We start from the raw sequence: 15,933 nt of genomic DNA, 5'->3' as shown, positions 1-15,933 counted from the left end.
GGTGTGGCGGGCGTGTCCGTCTCGGTCACGACGAGCTGCTCGGCGGCACGATCAGCTGAAGATCGTGACGGCGACCTTGCTGATGTTGGCGGGCGTGGCCGTGGTGAGCGCGATCGTCGCGACACCGGTGGTGACGTTCGCGGCGGTCGTCTCCTGGACGACGGTGCCGGTCGAGTCGAGCAGCGCGACCTTGTACTTCGCCAGGGCCGTGGTGCAGGCCGCGTCGAAGCTGGTCAGCGTGATCGAGGCCGACTTGTACTCGCTGGCCGAGATCACCGGCGTGGTGAACGCGACGGCGATGGCCGTCGTCTGGCAGCCCGCCACGTCCTTGACGCCGGCCTGCAGCTGGGGGGTGCCGTTCAGCGTCAGCTGCGAGGCGGAGGCGAGCGACAGACCGGCGACGCCCAGGACGGCGAGCGCGACGGCGATGCCCTTGCGGGACTTCGAGGACTTGGTGGCCATGGTGATCTCCTGATCAGGGTGGGTGCCGGGCTTCGGCAGCTCACCGAGACCCGCTCACGAGGACCCGCCCCTCAGGCGGTCGACGCGAACGTAGGTGTCATCGACATGGTCACCCGTCCATGTCTGGGTGGCAGCACCTGGGGGGCCCGGGATGCCCGTTTCTTTCACCCTGGGCGTTTGCGACGGACCTCCCAAGCTGGACACGCGACCTACTGCGCGCCGGCCCCCAGGGGCAGCCAGGCCTGGAGGCGTGCGCCCTTCTCCTGGCCGGGCAGGAGAGCCAGGCGACCGCCGACGAGGCTCAGTCGCGTCCCGAGACGCGCGGTGCCCGAGGGCGTCCCGGCGACGGCCGGGTCGTACAGCTCCCCGTCGTTCTCGACGCTCACGTGCAGCACACCGTCGGTGACGTCCAGCTCGACGACGAGGGAGGACGCCGGCCCGTGCTTGAGCGCGTTCGTCAGCCCCTCCTCGACCACCCGGACCGCGAGCAGCCGCTCGCTGACCGTCAGGGCGGACGCGGTGGGGTCGTCGAGCGTCCGGACCGCGTCGCTCACCGTCAGGCGGGTCGCGATGCTGGCCGGGATGCGGCCGAGCAGCGCGCGCAGGGCCGGCACGAGCCCGAGCTCGAGCCGGTCGGGGTAGAGCAGCCGGCTCATCTCGCGCACGTCGGTCTCGCGTGCCTCGTCGAGCTCGGTGCGCACCCACGCCAGCGAGTCGAGGTCGTCGTCGTCCAGACCGTGGTTCGTCCCCCGCGAGATGACGTCCGCGAGGCGGGCGTCGACGAGCACGAGCTTGGACTGGAGCGTGCCGTGCAGGCCCTCGGCGACCGCCCGCCGGACGCGGATCTCCTCCTGCTCGAGCGCCTTGATCGCCACCTCGACGTGCACCGCGTTCCGGGTGGCGGCCCGGGTGCGGATCCGGGCGGACCGGCGCGTGGCCATGGCCCACATCCCGATCCCCCCGGAGATCGCCCCGAGGATGAAGCCGCTGAGGACCTCCGCGTCGCGCGCAGGGTCGGCGACGTCGGTGTGGACCCCGAGCGCCACCTGGACGACGAACCGGACGGCGGCTGCCAGGGCCGCCGCGACCGCGACGAACGCGACCATCCACCACACGCGGGTGGCGCGGTGCGCCTTGAGGGCGGCGAGCACCACCACCAGGACGACCACCGCGGTGGCGTTCGCGGTCAGACGCGCCCACACCGAGACGTACGCCCACGCAGGGACGTACTCCGCGTAGACGTACGCGGACTGCAGGGCTGCCCCGACGCCGTATCCCAGCGCGATGATCGCGGTGCCGCGCAGCAGCGTGATCTGGTCCCGGCGGTCGTCTCCCCGTCGGGTCGCGATGACCGCCGCTGAGTCGCTCGACGACGTCGTCATGGGGCGGTTGCTCCGTTCGCCGTCGTCGGCACGCCCGCGTGAGCGTGTGATCTTCATCGTCGCCCGGCGCGTGGTCGCGCGTCGAACCCAGCCGCAGACGATACTGGCGCGGATGAGTGATCCCAGCACCAACCCCTTGCGCATCGCGGTCGTCGAGGACCAGCCTCTCTTCCGGTCGATGCTCGAGCACACCCTGTCCGGCACGCCCGGCCTGCACGTGGTCGCCGCCCTGGGCACCGCGACCGAAGCCGCGCGCATCCTGCGGCCGGGCCTCGTCGACTGCGTGATCCTCGACATCGACCTGCCCGACGGCAACGGCATCTCGCTGGGCGTCACGCTGCGACGCCGGATGCCGACRCTGGGCATCCTGCTCCTGTCCGCGCACGACGCGATGGACCTTCTCCTGGACCTGCCCGCCGACGTCGCGGCCGGCTGGGGCTACCTGTCGAAGACCTCGTCGACGAGCGAGGCGGTGCTGGTCAACGCGGTGCGGGCGGCAGCTCAGGGCGAGACGGTGCTCGATCCCTCCCTGATCGCGCGCATGACTCCGCGGGCCGGCTCCGCCGTCGCGCGGCTCACCGACCGGCAGTACGAGGTGCTCCGCCTGCTGGCGTCGGGCCTGTCCAACGCCGGCATCGGTGACCGCCTGGGCATCACCGAGAAGTCTGTACAGAACCACGTCAACGGGATGTACGCGACGCTCGGCATCGACGCCGACCCGCAGCGCAACCCGCGCGTGAGCGCCGCGCTGCGGCTGCTCGAGGAGACCGGCCCGGCCGTCTGAGATGGCCCCGACCACCGTGATCCGGGGCGAGGACTGGTACGCCCGCGACCTGTCCGGCCAGGAGTTCCGCGACGTCGAGTTCCTGGACCTGGACCTCACCGAGGCGTTCGGCGTCGGCGCCGTGTTCGAGGACTGCGTGTTCCGGAACGCCAAGCTCAACGCCTCCGTGCACACCGACGCGGCGTTCGTGAACTGCACCTTCCACCGCTCGAACTTCTTCGACGTGCGGTTCGAGCGGTGCAAGCTGATCGGGTCGAAGTTCGACGGCTGCACGTGGGACATCGCCAAGGTCGAGGGCGGCAACTGGTCGTTCGTCGGCCTGCCCGGTGCGGACCTGCGCTCGGCGACGTTCACCGGGGTGCGCCTGCGCGAGGCCGACCTCACCGGGGTCCGCGCGGTGGGCGGCACCCTGCGCGACTGCGACCTCGCCGGCGCCTCGCTGCACCGGGCCGACCTGACCGGGTGCGACCTGCGTGGAAGCGACCTGACGGGGATCGACCCCGCCACCGTCACGCTGGACCGCGCGATCATCACGCTGCCGCAGGCCGTCACGATCGTCGAGGCGATGGGCCTGGACCTGCGGGTGGAGTGACCCGGGACGTCGTTCCCAGACGTTCACCTCGTCGTCACCCGGTGTCCGTTCTGCCTGATCCGCCCGCCCGGCACGGTGGGAGCACCACTGCGCACGGCGACGGAGGGCTCCCTCGATGACCACGACCGACGACCAGGAGACCGGCCGCGGGATCCCCCGACGGCTCCTGCTGCCCATGGCCGGGCACACCGCAGGCAAGCGGTCCCCCGTGACCTGCCACCTCAAGTGCGCCGACGCCTGCTTCCACCCGGTGCCGAACACGAGCGAGAACGCGTACTTCCGGGACATCGCGAGCGCGAGCCTGACGCGGCGGTCCGTGCTGTGGGGTGCGGTCGCCGCCGGAGGTGCGATCGTCGTCGGCTCCGCGCTCGGGGATGCCCAGCCCGCCGCCGCGTGGGGGCGGCCGAACCCGCGGCTGCCGTTCGCGCCGATCGCCCCCGTGCCCGCGGCCGTCGACTCGTTCGTCGTGCCGGAGGGGTATCGGTGGTCGCCGATCATCCGCTGGGGCGACCCGCTCTTCTCCCCGCGTGACGCGTTCGACCCGAACCACCAGACCGCGCAGCGCCAGGAGCGGCAGTTCGGCTACAACAACGACTACCTGGACATCATCGAGGGGCCGCAGGGCTACAGCGCGATCCTCGTGGCCAACCAGGAATACACGAACGAGAGCATCATGTTCCCCCCGGCGACGACGCCGGAGGAGCTCGACGAGCAGCGCCGCACCGCGATCGCCGCCCACGGCATGGCGATCGTCCAGCTGTACCGGACCCGCAGGCGCAAGCCGTGGACGTACGCCGTCGGTGCGCCGCTCAACCGCCGGATCACCGGGAACACCCCGTTCACGTTCAGCGGTCCGGCCGCCGGATCGGCGCTGCTGCGCACGGTCGAGGACCCGACCGGGACGACCGCGCGCGGGACCCTCGGCAACTGCGCCGGCGGGACCACGCCGTGGGGCACCGTGCTGTCCGGCGAGGAGAACTTCAACGGCTACTTCCGCACGGCCGGCACCAGCGCGGCGGACCTGCGCTACGGCCTCGCCGACAAGCCGACGACGCGCGGCTGGGAGTCGGTCGACCCGCGGTTCGACGCACGGAACCCGGGCTACGAGAACGAGCCCAACCGGTTCGGGTACATCGTCGAGGTCGACCCGCAGGACCCCTACAGCCCGCCCGTCAAGCACACCGCGCTCGGCCGGTTCAAGCACGAGGGCGCCAACGTCGTCATCGGCCGCACCGGCCGCGCGGTCGCGTACATGGGCGACGACGAGCGGTTCGACTACCTCTACAAGTTCGTCTCGACGGACCGCTACAAGCCCGGGTCGAGCCAGCGCAGCCGGCGGCACAACAAGACGCTGCTGACCGCCGGCAGCCTCTACGTCGCCCGGTTCTCCGGCGACTCCCCGGCCGCGGAGATCACCGGCACCGGCGCGCTCCCGTCGGACGGTGCGTTCGACGGGACCGGCGAGTGGATCCCGCTGGTGATCGACGGGGTCAGCCACGTCCCCGGGTTCAGCACCGAGCAGGTCCTGGTCAACACCCGGCTGGCCGCGGACGCCGCCGGCGCCACGAAGATGGACCGCTGCGAGGACGTCGAGCCCCACCCGACGTCCGGCCGGGTCTACGTGGTGTGCACCAACAACACCGACCGCGGGAAGCCCGGCAAGGAGGGTGCGGTCGAGCCGAACCCTCGGACCACCAACCGCGACGGCCACGTCATCGAGATCACCGAGGCGGGCAACGACGCGGCCGCCACCAGCTTCGGCTGGAGCATCCTCCTGCTCTGCGGCGACCCCGCGACGAACACGTCGACCTATTTCGCCGGGTTCCCGGCCGACCGGGTCTCGCCCATCTCGTGCCCGGACAACGTCACCTTCGACTCGGCCGGAAACATGTGGCTCGCCACCGACGGCGCACCCGGCGTCATCGGGTACTGCGACGGCCTGTTCAAGGTGCCGCTCGAGGGACCGGAGCGCGGCCGCGTCCAGCAGTTCCTCTCGGTCCCGGCCGAGGCCGAGACCTGCGGACCGGTGGTGCGCGACGCCGACGACATGGTCTACGTGGCCGTCCAGCACCCTGGCGAGAACGGGTCGTGGGCCCAGCAGCACTCCCTGTTCCCCGACTACGCGGCGCCGGGCTCGCTGGCCGGTGGCCGGTGGGGCGGGCCGCGGCCCAGCGTCGTGCAGGTCTGGAAGGCCTGAGGTCAGGCGCCGGCTGACGCGAGCTCGTCCGCGGTGGGGGGAACCGCACCGAGGCGGGCGACCGTCAGCGCGGCGGCCTGCACCGAGCGCGCCAGCACCTGCTCGACGACCGGTGCGCCGGAGCGGAGCCAGCGCATGCTCGAGTCGGCGTCGAGGGTCAGCGCGCTGTCGATGAGCGTCGACATGAAGGCGTCGCCCCCGCCCACACCGGCCTCGGCGTAGAGCACGGAGATGCCCGGCACGTCGACGACCCCGCGCGCCGTCACGGCCGTGGCGCCGCGCGGACCCCGGGTCAGCACGGCCAGGTCGGGACCGCGGGCGATCCAGTCGCGCAGGACGTCGACCGGGTCGTCGTCGGGGTAGAGGAACATGAGATCGCTCTCACTCGCCTTCACGATGCCGGCCAGCTCGACGAACTCGAGCGTGCGCCGCCGGGCGTCCTCGCGGGCGCCCACCAAGGTCGGCTCGATCTTCGGGTCGAACGTGATCAGCGACCGCCCGTGCGCGCGGGTCACCAGGTCGAGCACCGTGCCGGCGCCCGGCTCGATGTAGGCCGCGACCGACCCGGCGTGCACGCAGCGAGCCGTCGAGTCCCCGGGGTCCGCCGCGGGCGCCCACTGGATCCGGAAGTCGTGCCGCGCCGAGCCGTCGACGCGGAGCACCGCGCGGGCCACGGACGAGCTCGCCTGGGTCACGGACGAGTCGGAGAGCCCGACGCCCGACGCCGTCAGGTACGCGGTGATGTCGTCGCCGCGCTCGTCGCGCCCGATCGCGGTGTGCAGCAGGGTGTCCCGGCCCAGCCGGGCGAGCCCGACGGCGATGTTGCCGGCACTCCCGCCCACGCGCTCGCGGATGGTCATGCCGTCGTCGTGCACGTCGATCAGGGCCTCGCCGATCACCAGGACGTCGTGTCGTGGGTTCATCGCATCCTCAGTTCACCGCATCGGGGGTGGGGTCTCGCGGGGCACCCCGAGGCCCGGGAGCCAAGCTCGAACCGGGGCCTCGGGACGCTCGCTTTCGAGAGTGACACACGTGTCGTTTCCGCCAGATTTCCCGGAGACGAACGTTTGGTGCGCACGCCGAATTCACCCGTTCGGGCCGCACGACGAGGGCCGGCCCCGGAGAAGGTCTCCCCGGAGCCGGCCCTCGTGCGGCGGGCGTCAGCCCACGGCGGCCGCCGCGATGTCGGGGTTGTCGCTGAACAGCCCGTCCATCCCGGCCCTGACGAACACGCGGATCTCCCCGGCCAGGTCACCGACGGCGTTCGGGTCCGCGCTGCTGCGGAACTCGGCCGGCAGGAACTGGTTCTCCCGGCGGAACGTCCACCCGTGGACCTCCAGGCCCGCCTTGTGGGCGTCCCGGATGACCGACGTGGGCGTCCCGAGCGTCGCGTCGGCGTTGCGCGGGATCATCACGTCCTTGCACAGGCCCACCCCGTCGGCGTAGGCGGCGACCTGCCGCAGACCCGTGCGCGTCACGAGGTCCGCGTAGGTGCGCCGGTCACCGGCGGCGACCAGGTCGTACGGCGCACCCGAGCAGTCAACGAGCTGGGCCAGCCGGACCTTGGTCAGCCGGTCGAGCTCGCGCAGGTTGCCGGTCTCGAAGCTCTGGATGATCACCGGCGACCGCTTCTCGTTCAGCCCGTTCGCCGTGAGCTGGGCGAGCAGGGGCTCCTCGAGCGACAGCCCGATCGAGTCGAAGTACGTCGGGTGCTTGGTCTCCGGGTACACCCCGACCGGCTGCCCGTCGCAGCTGACCGAGTGCCGAGCGAGGTCGAGGACCTCGTCGAACGTCGGGACCTCGTAGAGGCCGTCGAACGCGGTGTTGGCGGGCCGCACGGCGGGGAGCCGCTCCTTGGCCCGCAGGGTCTTCAGCTCGGCGAGCGTGAAGTCCTCCGTGAACCAGCCGGTGACGCTGCGCCCGTCGATCGTCCTGGTGGCACGGCGGCCGGCGAACTCGGTGCGAGCAGCGACGTCGGTGGTCCCGCTGATCTCGTTCTCGTGCCGGGCGACGAGCACACCGTCCTTCGTCGAGACCAGGTCGGGCTCGATGTAGTCCGCGCACTGCTGGATCGCCAGCTCGTACGACGCGAGCGTGTGCTCCGGGCGGTAGCCGCTGGCACCGCGGTGGCCGACCACCGTGACCTCACCGGCCTTCGGCGCCCGCACCTGCCGCAGGTCGACGAGGGCCAGCTCCGTGTCGTCCGGGGTACCCGCGATCCGTGCCGCGTTGCCCGGGTAGTTGTTGTCGTTCGCGATGAGCAGCCGGCCGTCGCGCAGCTGCACGACCGTCTCGAACGACTGCACCGGCAACGAGAACGGGTCGTCCGTGCCGTACCCGTCGCCCGCGCCCAGGTGGTCCGGGTTGGCGATCTTCAGTGCGTCGAGCACCAGCGTCTTGCGCACGTAGCCGTCGGCGTCGGTCCGGTCCAGGTCGATCCGGTAGACCCGCTTCATCACCGCCGCGGCGCCCTGGAAGTCGTCGCGCTCGATGACGAGCAGCTCGCGCGTGCCGGTGAGGAACGCGTCCCCGATGACGTTCGCGTCCTGGTGCGTCTGGTACGCCCAGGTCCGGCCGGTGTAGGCCCCGGCGGACGTGTCGAACTCGTAGATCGTCCGGCGGCGCTGCTGCGCGTCGTCGACGAACGCGCCCTCGGTGATCGGGTATAGGAACCGGCCGTCACGCGACCCGGCCATCGCCTCGAACCCGCGGCTGGCCCGGACGTTCGGCGTCTCCCCCACCTGCAGGTACGGGTTCTGCGGTGACTTGCCGCCGACGAACGGCACGGGAGCGGCCAGGAGCTTGCCGGTCGCGTCGACGTGCAGCAGGAACGGACCGAACTCCTCGCCGATCCAGAAGCTGCCGTCCTTCGCCCGCACGACGGACTCGACGTCGAAGTCCGCCCCGGTCAGCAGGCGGTCGGGCGTGGCGTCGTTGACGATCGGGAAGTCGATCCGGTGGTCCGGGTCGCTCAGGGAGACGAACTCCCCGACGCCGATCTCCCCGGACCCGCCCCGGGCCGTCTGCCACTGCGGGGTCACGTGGTAGATCCGCAGGAGGAAGTCGGCGGAGTTGGCCTTGGTGCCGAACCCGTTGTCGGGCAGCGCCCAGAACGTGCCGTCACCGGCGTCGACCATCCCGGAGAACCCGGGGATCACCTGGCCGGCGAACGGGCCCTGGCGACCGTTGGCGGGCGTGGCGAGCGCCCMCGACGGCGGTCCGGGGGCGAGGAAGTCGGCGGACAGGGTCGCGCGCGCGACGAGGGTCGGCTGGACGACCGTGTGCCGGCCGCGATCGGTGCCAGCGTGATCACCGGCCGTGGCCGAGGTCGGGGCGAGGAGGGCGACGGTCAGGGCCGCCGCGAGGACAGAGAGTGCTGCGGTGCGTCTCATGAGTTCGATGCAACTCCTCGTCGGCGACCGGCGCGCGACATACCGGACAGTTCCGGATGACCAGGGTGTGAACCTCCTGTGACTGCGCTGGGCGGCCCGGCGGCCGTAACGTGCGACCCATGCGACTCGGAGTGCTGGACGTCGGATCGAACACCGTGCACCTGCTCGTGGTCGACGCCCACCGCGGCGGCCCACCGCTCGCGCAGTCGTCGCACCGCTCCGTGCTGCGTCTCATGCGCTACCTGGAGCCGTCGGGTGCCATCAGCCCCGACGGTGTCCGGGCGGTGGTCGACGCGGTCGCCGACGCGGTGGCTGCGGGCGCGACCGCCGGGATCGACGAGCTGCTCCCGTTCGCGACGTCGGCCCTGCGCGAGGCCGCCAACGGCGCCGAGGTGCTCGACCTGGTGGAGGCGACGACGGGTGTCCGGCTGCAGGTGCTCACGGGGGATGACGAGGCGCGCTCGACGTTCCTGGCGGTACGCCGCTGGTTCGGCTGGTCGGCGGGCGAGATTCTGCTGCTCGACATCGGCGGTGGTTCGCTGGAGCTGGCCGCCGGGGGAAGCGAGGACCCGGACGTAGCCCTCTCCCTGCCCCTCGGGGCGGGTCGCTCGACGGTGTCGTTCCTGCACGACGACCCCCCGACGGCCGAGCAGGTGGCCGCTCTGCGCGCGCACGTCCGGGCGCAGCTGAACCAGGCCCGCGCGCACTTCGCCGGCCGACCCGACCCGGCGCACGTGGTCGGGTCGTCCAAGACGATCCGCTCGCTCGCCCGGCTGGCGGGCTCGCTCGCGGACGGCGTGGGACCGCAGGACCGACGGCTGCTGCGCCGGTCCGGCCTCGACGACTGGGTCCCCCGGCTCGCCCGCATCCCCGCGGACTCCCGGCCGGCCCTGCCCGGCATCACGGCCGACCGGACGTTCCAGATCGTCGCGGGCGGGATCGTGCTCTCCGAGACCATGCGGGCGTTCGGGGTCGACGAGCTCGAGGTGTCGCCCTGGGCCCTGCGGGAGGGACTGATCCTCCAGTACCTCGAACGACTGTCCTGAGGCGGCCGGTCACGCCGACCGGAGGGACCCGCCCACGGCACGCGCCGGCCCGAGCAGACGCAGCACCGAGGTCCCGTACTCGTCGTGGTGCTCGACGCTCACGGACAGGACGCGGCCCTGCTGCCGGCGTCGCGCCCAGTCGACGACGTCGTCGACGTCCTCGGCGTCCATCAGCCGCCACTGCTCGCTGTCGTCCCTGCCCGTCCCGAACTCGACCACGTAGACCGGCTCGGCGATCGACATCGACCGGGAGGTGGACCGTCCTCGTTCCGCGCGCATGGGGACGATGCTGCTCGGTGCAGGTGAACAGCCGGAGACCGCGGGACGACCGCGGCGTGGCGATGGAGCCCCCTATCGGATTCGAACCGATGACCCCCTGTTTACAAGACAGGTGCTCTGGCCGACTGAGCTAAGGAGGCGGGCGGGCCCAGGATAACCGGGCGCTCCCCGTGAGGAGCGCCCGGTGATCCGAAAGGTCAGGACTTGGCGGCCTCGACCGCCTGCTTGAGCGCACCGGGCGTCTGCCACCCGCTGAAGTCCGTGCCGTTGATGAGCACGGCCGGCGTCGAGAGCTTCGGCAGGTCGATGCCGGCCTGGTTGGTCGCGGCCGCGACCCACGGGGCGAACGTCCGCCACGTGCCCTCGACGGCGTCCTCGTCCTGGGTGGCGAACGTGCCGTCCTCCGTGTCGGTGAACGTCGCGGTGACCTCCGCCGGGACACCGACCGACTCCGCGACCTCGGCGATCTCGGCGTCGGTGCGACCCGAGGTGCCCTCCGCCGGCTGGTCCTCGAAGAGCGCCGTGACGAACGCGGTGAGCTGCTCGGGGGCCTGGTCCGCCACGATCGCCGTCGCGTTGGCCGTGCGGGTCGAGTACGAGCTGCCCGCGGACAGCCGGTCGAGGATCGAGATCGGGTGGTACGTGACGGTCACGCCGCCCTCCTCGATCATCGCGTCCAGGTCAGCCGCGTTGGTGGCGTCGAACTGGCCGCAGTAGGGGCACATGTAGTCGAAGTAGATGGTCAGGTCGACGTCGCCGTCGCCGACCGAGCCGACGCCGTCGGCGCTGACCGGGATGCCGCCCTTGTCGTTGGCGGGAGCCGGGGAGGTCACGTCGGCCAGCAGGGGTGCGACGACGTTCTCGGCACCCTGGCCGTAGACGACGTCGGAGTTGGCGGCCTCGTTGGCCTTGTTCTGGTTGACGATCGTGAACGCGACGGCGACGAGCGCGACGACGGCGACCGCGAGACCGGTGATCGCGAGGATCCGGTTCCGCTTGGCCTTGCGCTCCTGCTCCTTGCGCATCTGGGCGGCCTTGGCGCGGGCTTCGTCGCGCCGCACCGCCTTGGTGGGACGGGGCTCGTTGGTGGGCATGGGTGCTCCTGGTGGGACGGGGGGTGACAGCGGGCGGGTGGGGTCAGGCCACCGCGGGAGGACCCCGCCTGGCGATGCTGCCGACGAGCACCCGGTCGGTCCACGCCGGGACCACGGGCTGGAGCACGGAGCGGACCCGCGCTGCCACGGGGAGGGGTCGAGCGCCGCGCAGCCCGCCCCGCAGGGCACGGCCGACGAGCCGGCGGACCTGCCGGGCCGCGCGGACCAGCAGGGCGGACAGCCCGACGCCGCACACCGTGAGCAGGAGGTACAGGGCCGCGACGGGCACGGCCACGCTGAGCAGCACGACGGCACCCTGCGACATCGCGCCCAGGCCGTAGGCGCCGTCCGGGCAGTCCGCGGCGTCGCGGAGCACCGACAGGCGCAGCCCGAGCGGGCCGAGGACTCCCCCGGCGCTCACGCAGTCGTGCAGCAGCACCCGGCCCTCGGCGGCGACCGCGGCGGCCAGCCCGGCGAACGCGAGCGCGCCCACGAGGGACAGGCGCGCGAGGGCCCGGTGCGGCCCTCGACGCGCGATCATGCGGCACAGCGTAGGGGGCTCGGCTGGGTATCCGGGCCTCGTCAGGACGGACGCGGCCGTCGGACCACCTCGATGTCGAACCCGAACGACCGCTTCCAGTCCTGCGCCAGCCGCCCACCGGCCCGCCGCACGATCCCCCGCAGCCACCACTCGTCGGGGTCGATCCGCGGGAACGCGTGCTCGACCAGGAGCGGGCGGAACCGGGCGTCGACCGCCTCGACCCGGCGCCGCAGGAGTGCCAGCTCCGGACGGTCGGCCAGCGACGGGTCGGTCAGCGCCGCCTGGAGCGTGGTGCGGGACATCGCCTCGTTGGCGTAGGCGAACTCGTCGCCCCGGTATCCGTGCTCGCACTCGGCGACGAAGCTCGACCAGCGTTCGAGGACCGCGGCCGGGGTGTCGTCGCGCCACACGCCACGAGCCCGGACGACCGCGGTGAAGGCGTCGTCGAACGCGGTCACTTGGCGATCTCGCGCAGGAAGTACTCGTAGCCCTCGTCGGGTCGGAAGTACGCCACGATCACGTCGCCCCGGTAGACGCCGAGCGATCCTGTCCGGTGGTCGAACCGGACCAGGTCGCCGTTGCTGCGGCGCCCTGTGACGACGTCGACCTCTGCCTCCAGCGACATGCCTGCGTTCCTCCCCGGTCCATCGAGCCTTCACCCAAGAGGGTGACGCGACGGCGCGCCAGAAGGGTCCCGCATGGCGAGACGGCTCAGGGCAGGACGGGGGTGGGCAGCGGGGCCCAGGTGATCGTGCTGCCGCTGAAGATCTGGGCGAGGAAGACCGCGGAGGCCGCCAGCAGGACCACGGTCGCGACGAGCGCGCCGGTGCGGCCCGGCGCCACGACGGCGAGCACCCGGCGGGCACCGATGCGGGTCATCAGCGACAGCGGACCCCACCAGACGACGGCCGCGCCGACCAGGACGATCGAGCCGACGAGGATCGCCGCCGTCAGGCCCTGGGGCTCCTGCCCGGACGGCGAGTCGCCGATCACCCAGCGGCCGTCGCCGATGAGCCACCAGGACAGGCCGAGCAGGATGACGACGACGCTGGCCCCGACCACGAGCGACGGGATCAGCCCGACGAGCGAGCGCAGCAGGTGCCACGGCACGGTGGCCGCGGCGACGGCCCGGTCGGAGCGGCGCACCCCGGCGCGCTCCCGGCGCCCGTACATGGCCTCGACGGTGGACCCGGCGGTCCGCACGACCACCACCAGCACCGCGAACACGATGAGCGTCACGCCCGGGTACAGGGCGCCGGCCGAGCCCAGCAGCAGCGCGGCCGCCAGGAGCGTGCCCCACCGACGACGGGCGGGCGGTCGTTCGTAGCCCGAGCCCTCGGGTTGAGGCTCCTCGGACGCGTCGAGGTCGTCGTTGATCCAGTCGACCCCGTCGGGATCGTCCGGGTCCGCCTCCCACTCCCCGTCGGCCCCGACGGGCGCGAGGTCGGTCGGGTCGAACGCGCGGGTGCGTCCGTCGTTCGCGATCGCGGGGGGGAGGGTGCTGGCGGCGACGGCCACGGTGGCGGGCTCGGCCGCGAGGACGGTGGTACCGACGAGGTCGTCGGCGACGAGCATCGCGGTGTCGGTGTCGTCGGCGATCGTCTCGCCCTCCGCGACGACCACCGTGAGCGCGGCGACCACGTCGTCCGGGGACGTGCGGTCGGCCACGGCCGGGGCGAGCGCGCGCCGGAGCGCGGAGGTGGTCAGCGGCCCCAGCCCGGCGAGGTCGACGTCCCCCGAGCGCGCCCGCGCCAGGACGGCCTCCAACGGGCGGGTGCCGAACGGGTCCCGACCGGTGGCCGCGAACGCCAGGATCGCCGCCCAGCCCCAGAAGTCGGAGGTCTCGTCCGGCTCGTCGCCGTCGAGCAGCTCGGGTGCGAGGTAGCCCGGCGTGCCCAGGACCATGCCCTCGGCGGTGAGCTTGGAGTCGTCGGCGGCCTGCGCGATGCCGAAGTCGATGAGCACCGGCCCGTCGTCCCCGACGATCACGTTCGAGGGCTTGAGGTCGCGGTGCAGCACGCCCGCGCCGTGCACCGCCACGAGGGCGTCGCGCAGCCCCTCGGCCAGGTCCAGCAGCTGCTCGGCGTCCAGCGGGCCGCGCTCGCGCACGTGCTCCTCGAGGTTGTCGCCGGCCACCAGCTCGGTGACCAGGAACGCCTCGGTCGAGTCGGCCTCCGCGTCGAGGATCGCGGCGACGCCCGGGTGCCGGAGCTTCTGCAGCGCGTGCACCTCGCGGCGCAGCCGGTCCCGCGCGACCGCGTCGGACCCGATGTGCGGGTGCAGCATCTTGAGCGCGACCGCGTCGCCGCCGCCGTCGACCGCGCGGTAGACCGTCCCCATGCCGCCCGAGCCCAGCGGGGCGACGACGGTGTATCCGCCGATCTCCGTCCCGGGCTCCAGCCCCATCCGCTCCATCCCCGCACCGTAGCCGGAGCCCTCGGCACCCCGCCCGGCAACGCGCGGTCCGACCAGCACAGATAGGGTCGGTCGCAGACCCGAGGAGTTGATCTGGTGCCTACCGACGCGCCCGCGCACGGCTACGACTTCGTCGTCGTCGCGAACCGGCTGCCCGTGGACGTGAGCCTCGACGACGACGGCGAACCCACCTGGACGCGCTCCCCCGGAGGCCTGGTCACCGCTCTCGCTCCCGTGATGGCGAGCACGTCCGGCGCCTGGGTGGGCTGGGGCGGGTCACCCGACCTGGAGCTCGAGCCGTTCGACGTCGACGGCACCGAGCTGATCCCGGTGGTGCTCACCGAGGACGACCTGGAGAAGTTCTACGAGGGCTTCTCCAACGACACCCTGTGGCCGCTGTACCACGACGTCATCGAGCCGCCGGCGTTCCACCGGCAGTGGTGGGACTCCTACCAGAAGGTCAACCAGCGCTTCGCGCAGGCCGCCGCCGCCCAGGCGGCCGAGGGCGCCACGGTCTGGGTGCACGACTACCAGCTGCAGCTGGTCCCCCAGCTGTTGCGGGCGCTGCGGCCGGACCTGCGCATCGGGTACTTCCACCACATCCCGTTCCCGCCCCTGGAGCTCTTCGCGCAGCTGCCGTGGCGCGTGCAGGTGATCGAGGGGCTGCTCGGGGCGGACCTCGTGGGCTTCCAGCGGGCCGGTGACGCCGCGAACTTCGTCCGCACCGTGCGTCGGCTCACGGACCTCACGACGCGTGGGCAGATGGTCACGCTGGCGGAGCCCGACGGGCACACGGGACCGGGTCGGCACGTGCGCGCAGCCGCGTTCCCCATCTCGATCGACTCGCACGCCTTCGACGAGCTGGCGCGCACCGACGCCGTCCGCGAGCGCGCGCTGCAGATCCGCCGCGAGCTGGGCGACCCCGAGTACCTGCTGCTGGGCGTCGACCGGCTCGACTACACCAAGGGCATCCGGCACCGGATCAAGGCCTACGGGGAGCTCCTCTCCGAGGAGCGCCTGTCCCCGCAGAGCACCACGCTCGTGCAGGTGGCCAGCCCGAGCCGCGAGAACGTCGGCGCGTACCAGACCCTGCGCGACGACGTGGAGCTGCTGGTCGGTCGCATCAACGGCGACTACGGCCAGGTGGGCCACGCCCCGGTGCAGTACCTGCACCAGTCCTTCCCCATGGAGGAGATGGCGGCGCTGTACCTGGCGGCCGACGTCATGCTGGTCACCGCGCTGCGCGACGGCATGAACCTGGTCGCCAAGGAGTACGTCGCCGCCCGGTCCGACGACCGCGGCGCGCTGGTGCTCTCCGAGTTCACGGGCGCCGCCGACGAGCTGACAGGAGCGGTGCTGGTGAACCCGCACGACATCGACGGGATGAAGGACGCGATCACGTACGCCGTCCACATGGACGGCCGCGAGTCCCGCAAGCGGATGCGTCGGCTGCGACGCCGCGTGCTCGGGCACGACGTGGTGGCCTGGTCCGAGGACTTCCTGGCCGCCCTGAACGCGGTGCCCGTGCGAGCCAGCCGTGGCTGAGGACCTCGCGGCCGCGCTCGGCGCCGTGGCGACGGACCCGACGCGACGCCCGCTGCTGGTCGCCCTCGACTTCGACGGCACGCTGGCCCCGCTGCAGGACGACCCGTCCGCGTCCCGGATCCTACCCGACGGCGTCGACGCGCTCGAACGGCTGGCCGGGACGCCCGGCGTGGCGCTCGCGCTGGTGTCCGGCCGCGCCATGCA

At 72.6% G+C, this 15,933-nt stretch carries 15 protein-coding genes, 1 tRNA gene and 1 pseudogene; 6 read left to right on the top strand and 11 right to left on the bottom strand.

From position 1 onward, the window contains the following. Nucleotides 1-51: 51 nt before the first annotated feature. Both AC1DUQ_RS04425 and AC1DUQ_RS04420 read right to left on the bottom strand, forming a co-directional pair. Nucleotides 52-462: a hypothetical protein gene (locus tag AC1DUQ_RS04425; protein WP_477059991.1), complete on the bottom strand. Its 411-nt coding sequence runs from the start codon at nt 460-462 to the stop codon at nt 52-54. Nucleotides 463-671: 209 nt separating this feature from the next. Next, the gene (locus AC1DUQ_RS04420) at nt 672-1,844 is read right to left on the bottom strand and encodes a sensor histidine kinase (protein ID WP_477059990.1); all 1,173 of its coding nucleotides are present in this window, start codon (nt 1,842-1,844) and stop codon (nt 672-674) included. 112 nt (nt 1,845-1,956) lie between these two features. Between AC1DUQ_RS04420 and AC1DUQ_RS04415 the strand changes: the two genes are divergently transcribed. The 3 genes from AC1DUQ_RS04415 to AC1DUQ_RS04405 all read left to right on the top strand — a co-directional run bounded on the left by AC1DUQ_RS04415 (nt 1,957) and on the right by AC1DUQ_RS04405 (nt 5,417). Next, the gene (locus AC1DUQ_RS04415) at nt 1,957-2,628 is read left to right on the top strand and encodes a response regulator transcription factor (protein ID WP_477059989.1); all 672 of its coding nucleotides are present in this window, start codon (nt 1,957-1,959) and stop codon (nt 2,626-2,628) included. Between the two features lies 1 nt (nt 2,629). Further along, nucleotides 2,630-3,220: a pentapeptide repeat-containing protein gene (locus tag AC1DUQ_RS04410; protein WP_477059988.1), complete on the top strand. Its 591-nt coding sequence runs from the start codon at nt 2,630-2,632 to the stop codon at nt 3,218-3,220. 115 nt (nt 3,221-3,335) lie between these two features. Further along, the gene (locus tag AC1DUQ_RS04405; RefSeq protein ID WP_477073442.1) at nt 3,336-5,417 is read left to right on the top strand and encodes a PhoX family protein; all 2,082 of its coding nucleotides are present in this window, start codon (nt 3,336-3,338) and stop codon (nt 5,415-5,417) included. A gap of 2 nt (nt 5,418-5,419) precedes the next feature. Here the strand turns inward: AC1DUQ_RS04405 and AC1DUQ_RS04400 are convergent, their stop codons facing one another. Next, a complete protein-coding gene (locus tag AC1DUQ_RS04400; protein WP_477059986.1) occupies nt 5,420-6,340 on the bottom strand; it encodes a PfkB family carbohydrate kinase in 921 nt (306 codons plus the stop codon). A gap of 237 nt (nt 6,341-6,577) precedes the next feature. Then, entirely contained in the window at nt 6,578-8,809 is a 2,232-nt protein-coding gene (locus tag AC1DUQ_RS04395; RefSeq protein WP_477073441.1) for an esterase-like activity of phytase family protein, read from the bottom strand. A gap of 119 nt (nt 8,810-8,928) precedes the next feature. Between AC1DUQ_RS04395 and AC1DUQ_RS04390 the strand changes: the two genes are divergently transcribed. Continuing rightward, nucleotides 8,929-9,855, top strand: a complete 927-nt coding sequence (locus AC1DUQ_RS04390; protein ID WP_477059984.1) for a Ppx/GppA family phosphatase — start codon at nt 8,929-8,931, stop codon at nt 9,853-9,855. A 9-nt stretch (nt 9,856-9,864) separates the two neighbouring features. On the opposite strand, the gene AC1DUQ_RS04385 is transcribed toward AC1DUQ_RS04390, so the two are convergent. The 7 genes from AC1DUQ_RS04385 to AC1DUQ_RS04355 all read right to left on the bottom strand — a co-directional run bounded on the left by AC1DUQ_RS04385 (nt 9,865) and on the right by AC1DUQ_RS04355 (nt 14,184). After that, nucleotides 9,865-10,134 carry a hypothetical protein gene (locus AC1DUQ_RS04385; RefSeq protein WP_477059983.1) on the bottom strand — a complete coding sequence of 90 codons (270 nt, stop codon included), beginning with the start codon at nt 10,132-10,134 and terminating at the stop codon, nt 9,865-9,867. Nucleotides 10,135-10,197: 63 nt separating this feature from the next. Then, nucleotides 10,198-10,274: transfer RNA gene (locus AC1DUQ_RS04380), tRNA-Thr, on the bottom strand. A 57-nt stretch (nt 10,275-10,331) separates the two neighbouring features. Next, nucleotides 10,332-11,228 (bottom strand): DsbA family protein, encoded by an 897-nt coding sequence (locus tag AC1DUQ_RS04375; RefSeq protein ID WP_477059982.1) that lies wholly within the window; start codon nt 11,226-11,228, stop codon nt 10,332-10,334. A gap of 43 nt (nt 11,229-11,271) precedes the next feature. Further along, on the bottom strand, nt 11,272-11,769 hold the full coding sequence (locus AC1DUQ_RS04370; RefSeq protein WP_477059981.1) for a hypothetical protein: 498 nt from the start codon (nt 11,767-11,769) through the stop codon (nt 11,272-11,274). A gap of 41 nt (nt 11,770-11,810) precedes the next feature. After that, the gene (locus AC1DUQ_RS04365; protein ID WP_477059980.1) at nt 11,811-12,227 is read right to left on the bottom strand and encodes a hypothetical protein; all 417 of its coding nucleotides are present in this window, start codon (nt 12,225-12,227) and stop codon (nt 11,811-11,813) included. Beyond that, the gene (locus AC1DUQ_RS04360) at nt 12,224-12,394 is read right to left on the bottom strand and encodes a hypothetical protein (protein WP_156387817.1); all 171 of its coding nucleotides are present in this window, start codon (nt 12,392-12,394) and stop codon (nt 12,224-12,226) included. Before AC1DUQ_RS04360 ends, AC1DUQ_RS04365 begins: the two co-directional genes overlap by 4 nt. An 86-nt stretch (nt 12,395-12,480) precedes the next feature. Continuing rightward, nucleotides 12,481-14,184 carry a serine/threonine-protein kinase gene (locus AC1DUQ_RS04355; protein WP_477059979.1) on the bottom strand — a complete coding sequence of 568 codons (1,704 nt, stop codon included), beginning with the start codon at nt 14,182-14,184 and terminating at the stop codon, nt 12,481-12,483. Nucleotides 14,185-14,280: 96 nt separating this feature from the next. Between AC1DUQ_RS04355 and AC1DUQ_RS04350 the strand changes: the two genes are divergently transcribed. Next, a complete protein-coding gene (locus AC1DUQ_RS04350) occupies nt 14,281-15,729 on the top strand; it encodes an alpha,alpha-trehalose-phosphate synthase (UDP-forming) (RefSeq protein ID WP_477059978.1) in 1,449 nt (482 codons plus the stop codon). Further along, nucleotides 15,722-15,933 (top strand): annotated as a pseudogene (locus AC1DUQ_RS04345) (trehalose-phosphatase); the annotation flags it as partial. The gene AC1DUQ_RS04350 and the pseudogene AC1DUQ_RS04345, both read left to right, overlap by 8 nt.

It is taken from the genome of Cellulomonas sp. P4_B5_2, from assembly GCF_056402235.1.
Note: the sequence above shows the minus strand (reverse complement) of the source record. Positions and strands in the feature narration are given on the sequence as shown.

Coding starts and splice junctions, on each gene's coding strand:
- AC1DUQ_RS04425 (WP_477059991.1), bottom strand. CDS start 462: ATGGCCACCAAGTCCTCGAAGTCCCGCAAGGGCATCGCCGTCGCGCTC.
- AC1DUQ_RS04420 (WP_477059990.1), bottom strand. CDS start 1,844: ATGACGACGTCGTCGAGCGACTCAGCGGCGGTCATCGCGACCCGACGG.
- AC1DUQ_RS04410 (WP_477059988.1), top strand. CDS start 2,630: ATGGCCCCGACCACCGTGATCCGGGGCGAGGACTGGTACGCCCGCGAC.
- AC1DUQ_RS04405 (WP_477073442.1), top strand. CDS start 3,336: ATGACCACGACCGACGACCAGGAGACCGGCCGCGGGATCCCCCGACGG.
- AC1DUQ_RS04400 (WP_477059986.1), bottom strand. CDS start 6,340: ATGAACCCACGACACGACGTCCTGGTGATCGGCGAGGCCCTGATCGAC.
- AC1DUQ_RS04390 (WP_477059984.1), top strand. CDS start 8,929: ATGCGACTCGGAGTGCTGGACGTCGGATCGAACACCGTGCACCTGCTC.
- AC1DUQ_RS04385 (WP_477059983.1), bottom strand. CDS start 10,134: ATGCGCGCGGAACGAGGACGGTCCACCTCCCGGTCGATGTCGATCGCC.
- AC1DUQ_RS04375 (WP_477059982.1), bottom strand. CDS start 11,228: ATGCCCACCAACGAGCCCCGTCCCACCAAGGCGGTGCGGCGCGACGAA.
- AC1DUQ_RS04370 (WP_477059981.1), bottom strand. CDS start 11,769: ATGATCGCGCGTCGAGGGCCGCACCGGGCCCTCGCGCGCCTGTCCCTC.
- AC1DUQ_RS04360 (WP_156387817.1), bottom strand. CDS start 12,394: ATGTCGCTGGAGGCAGAGGTCGACGTCGTCACAGGGCGCCGCAGCAAC.
- AC1DUQ_RS04355 (WP_477059979.1), bottom strand. CDS start 14,184: ATGGAGCGGATGGGGCTGGAGCCCGGGACGGAGATCGGCGGATACACC.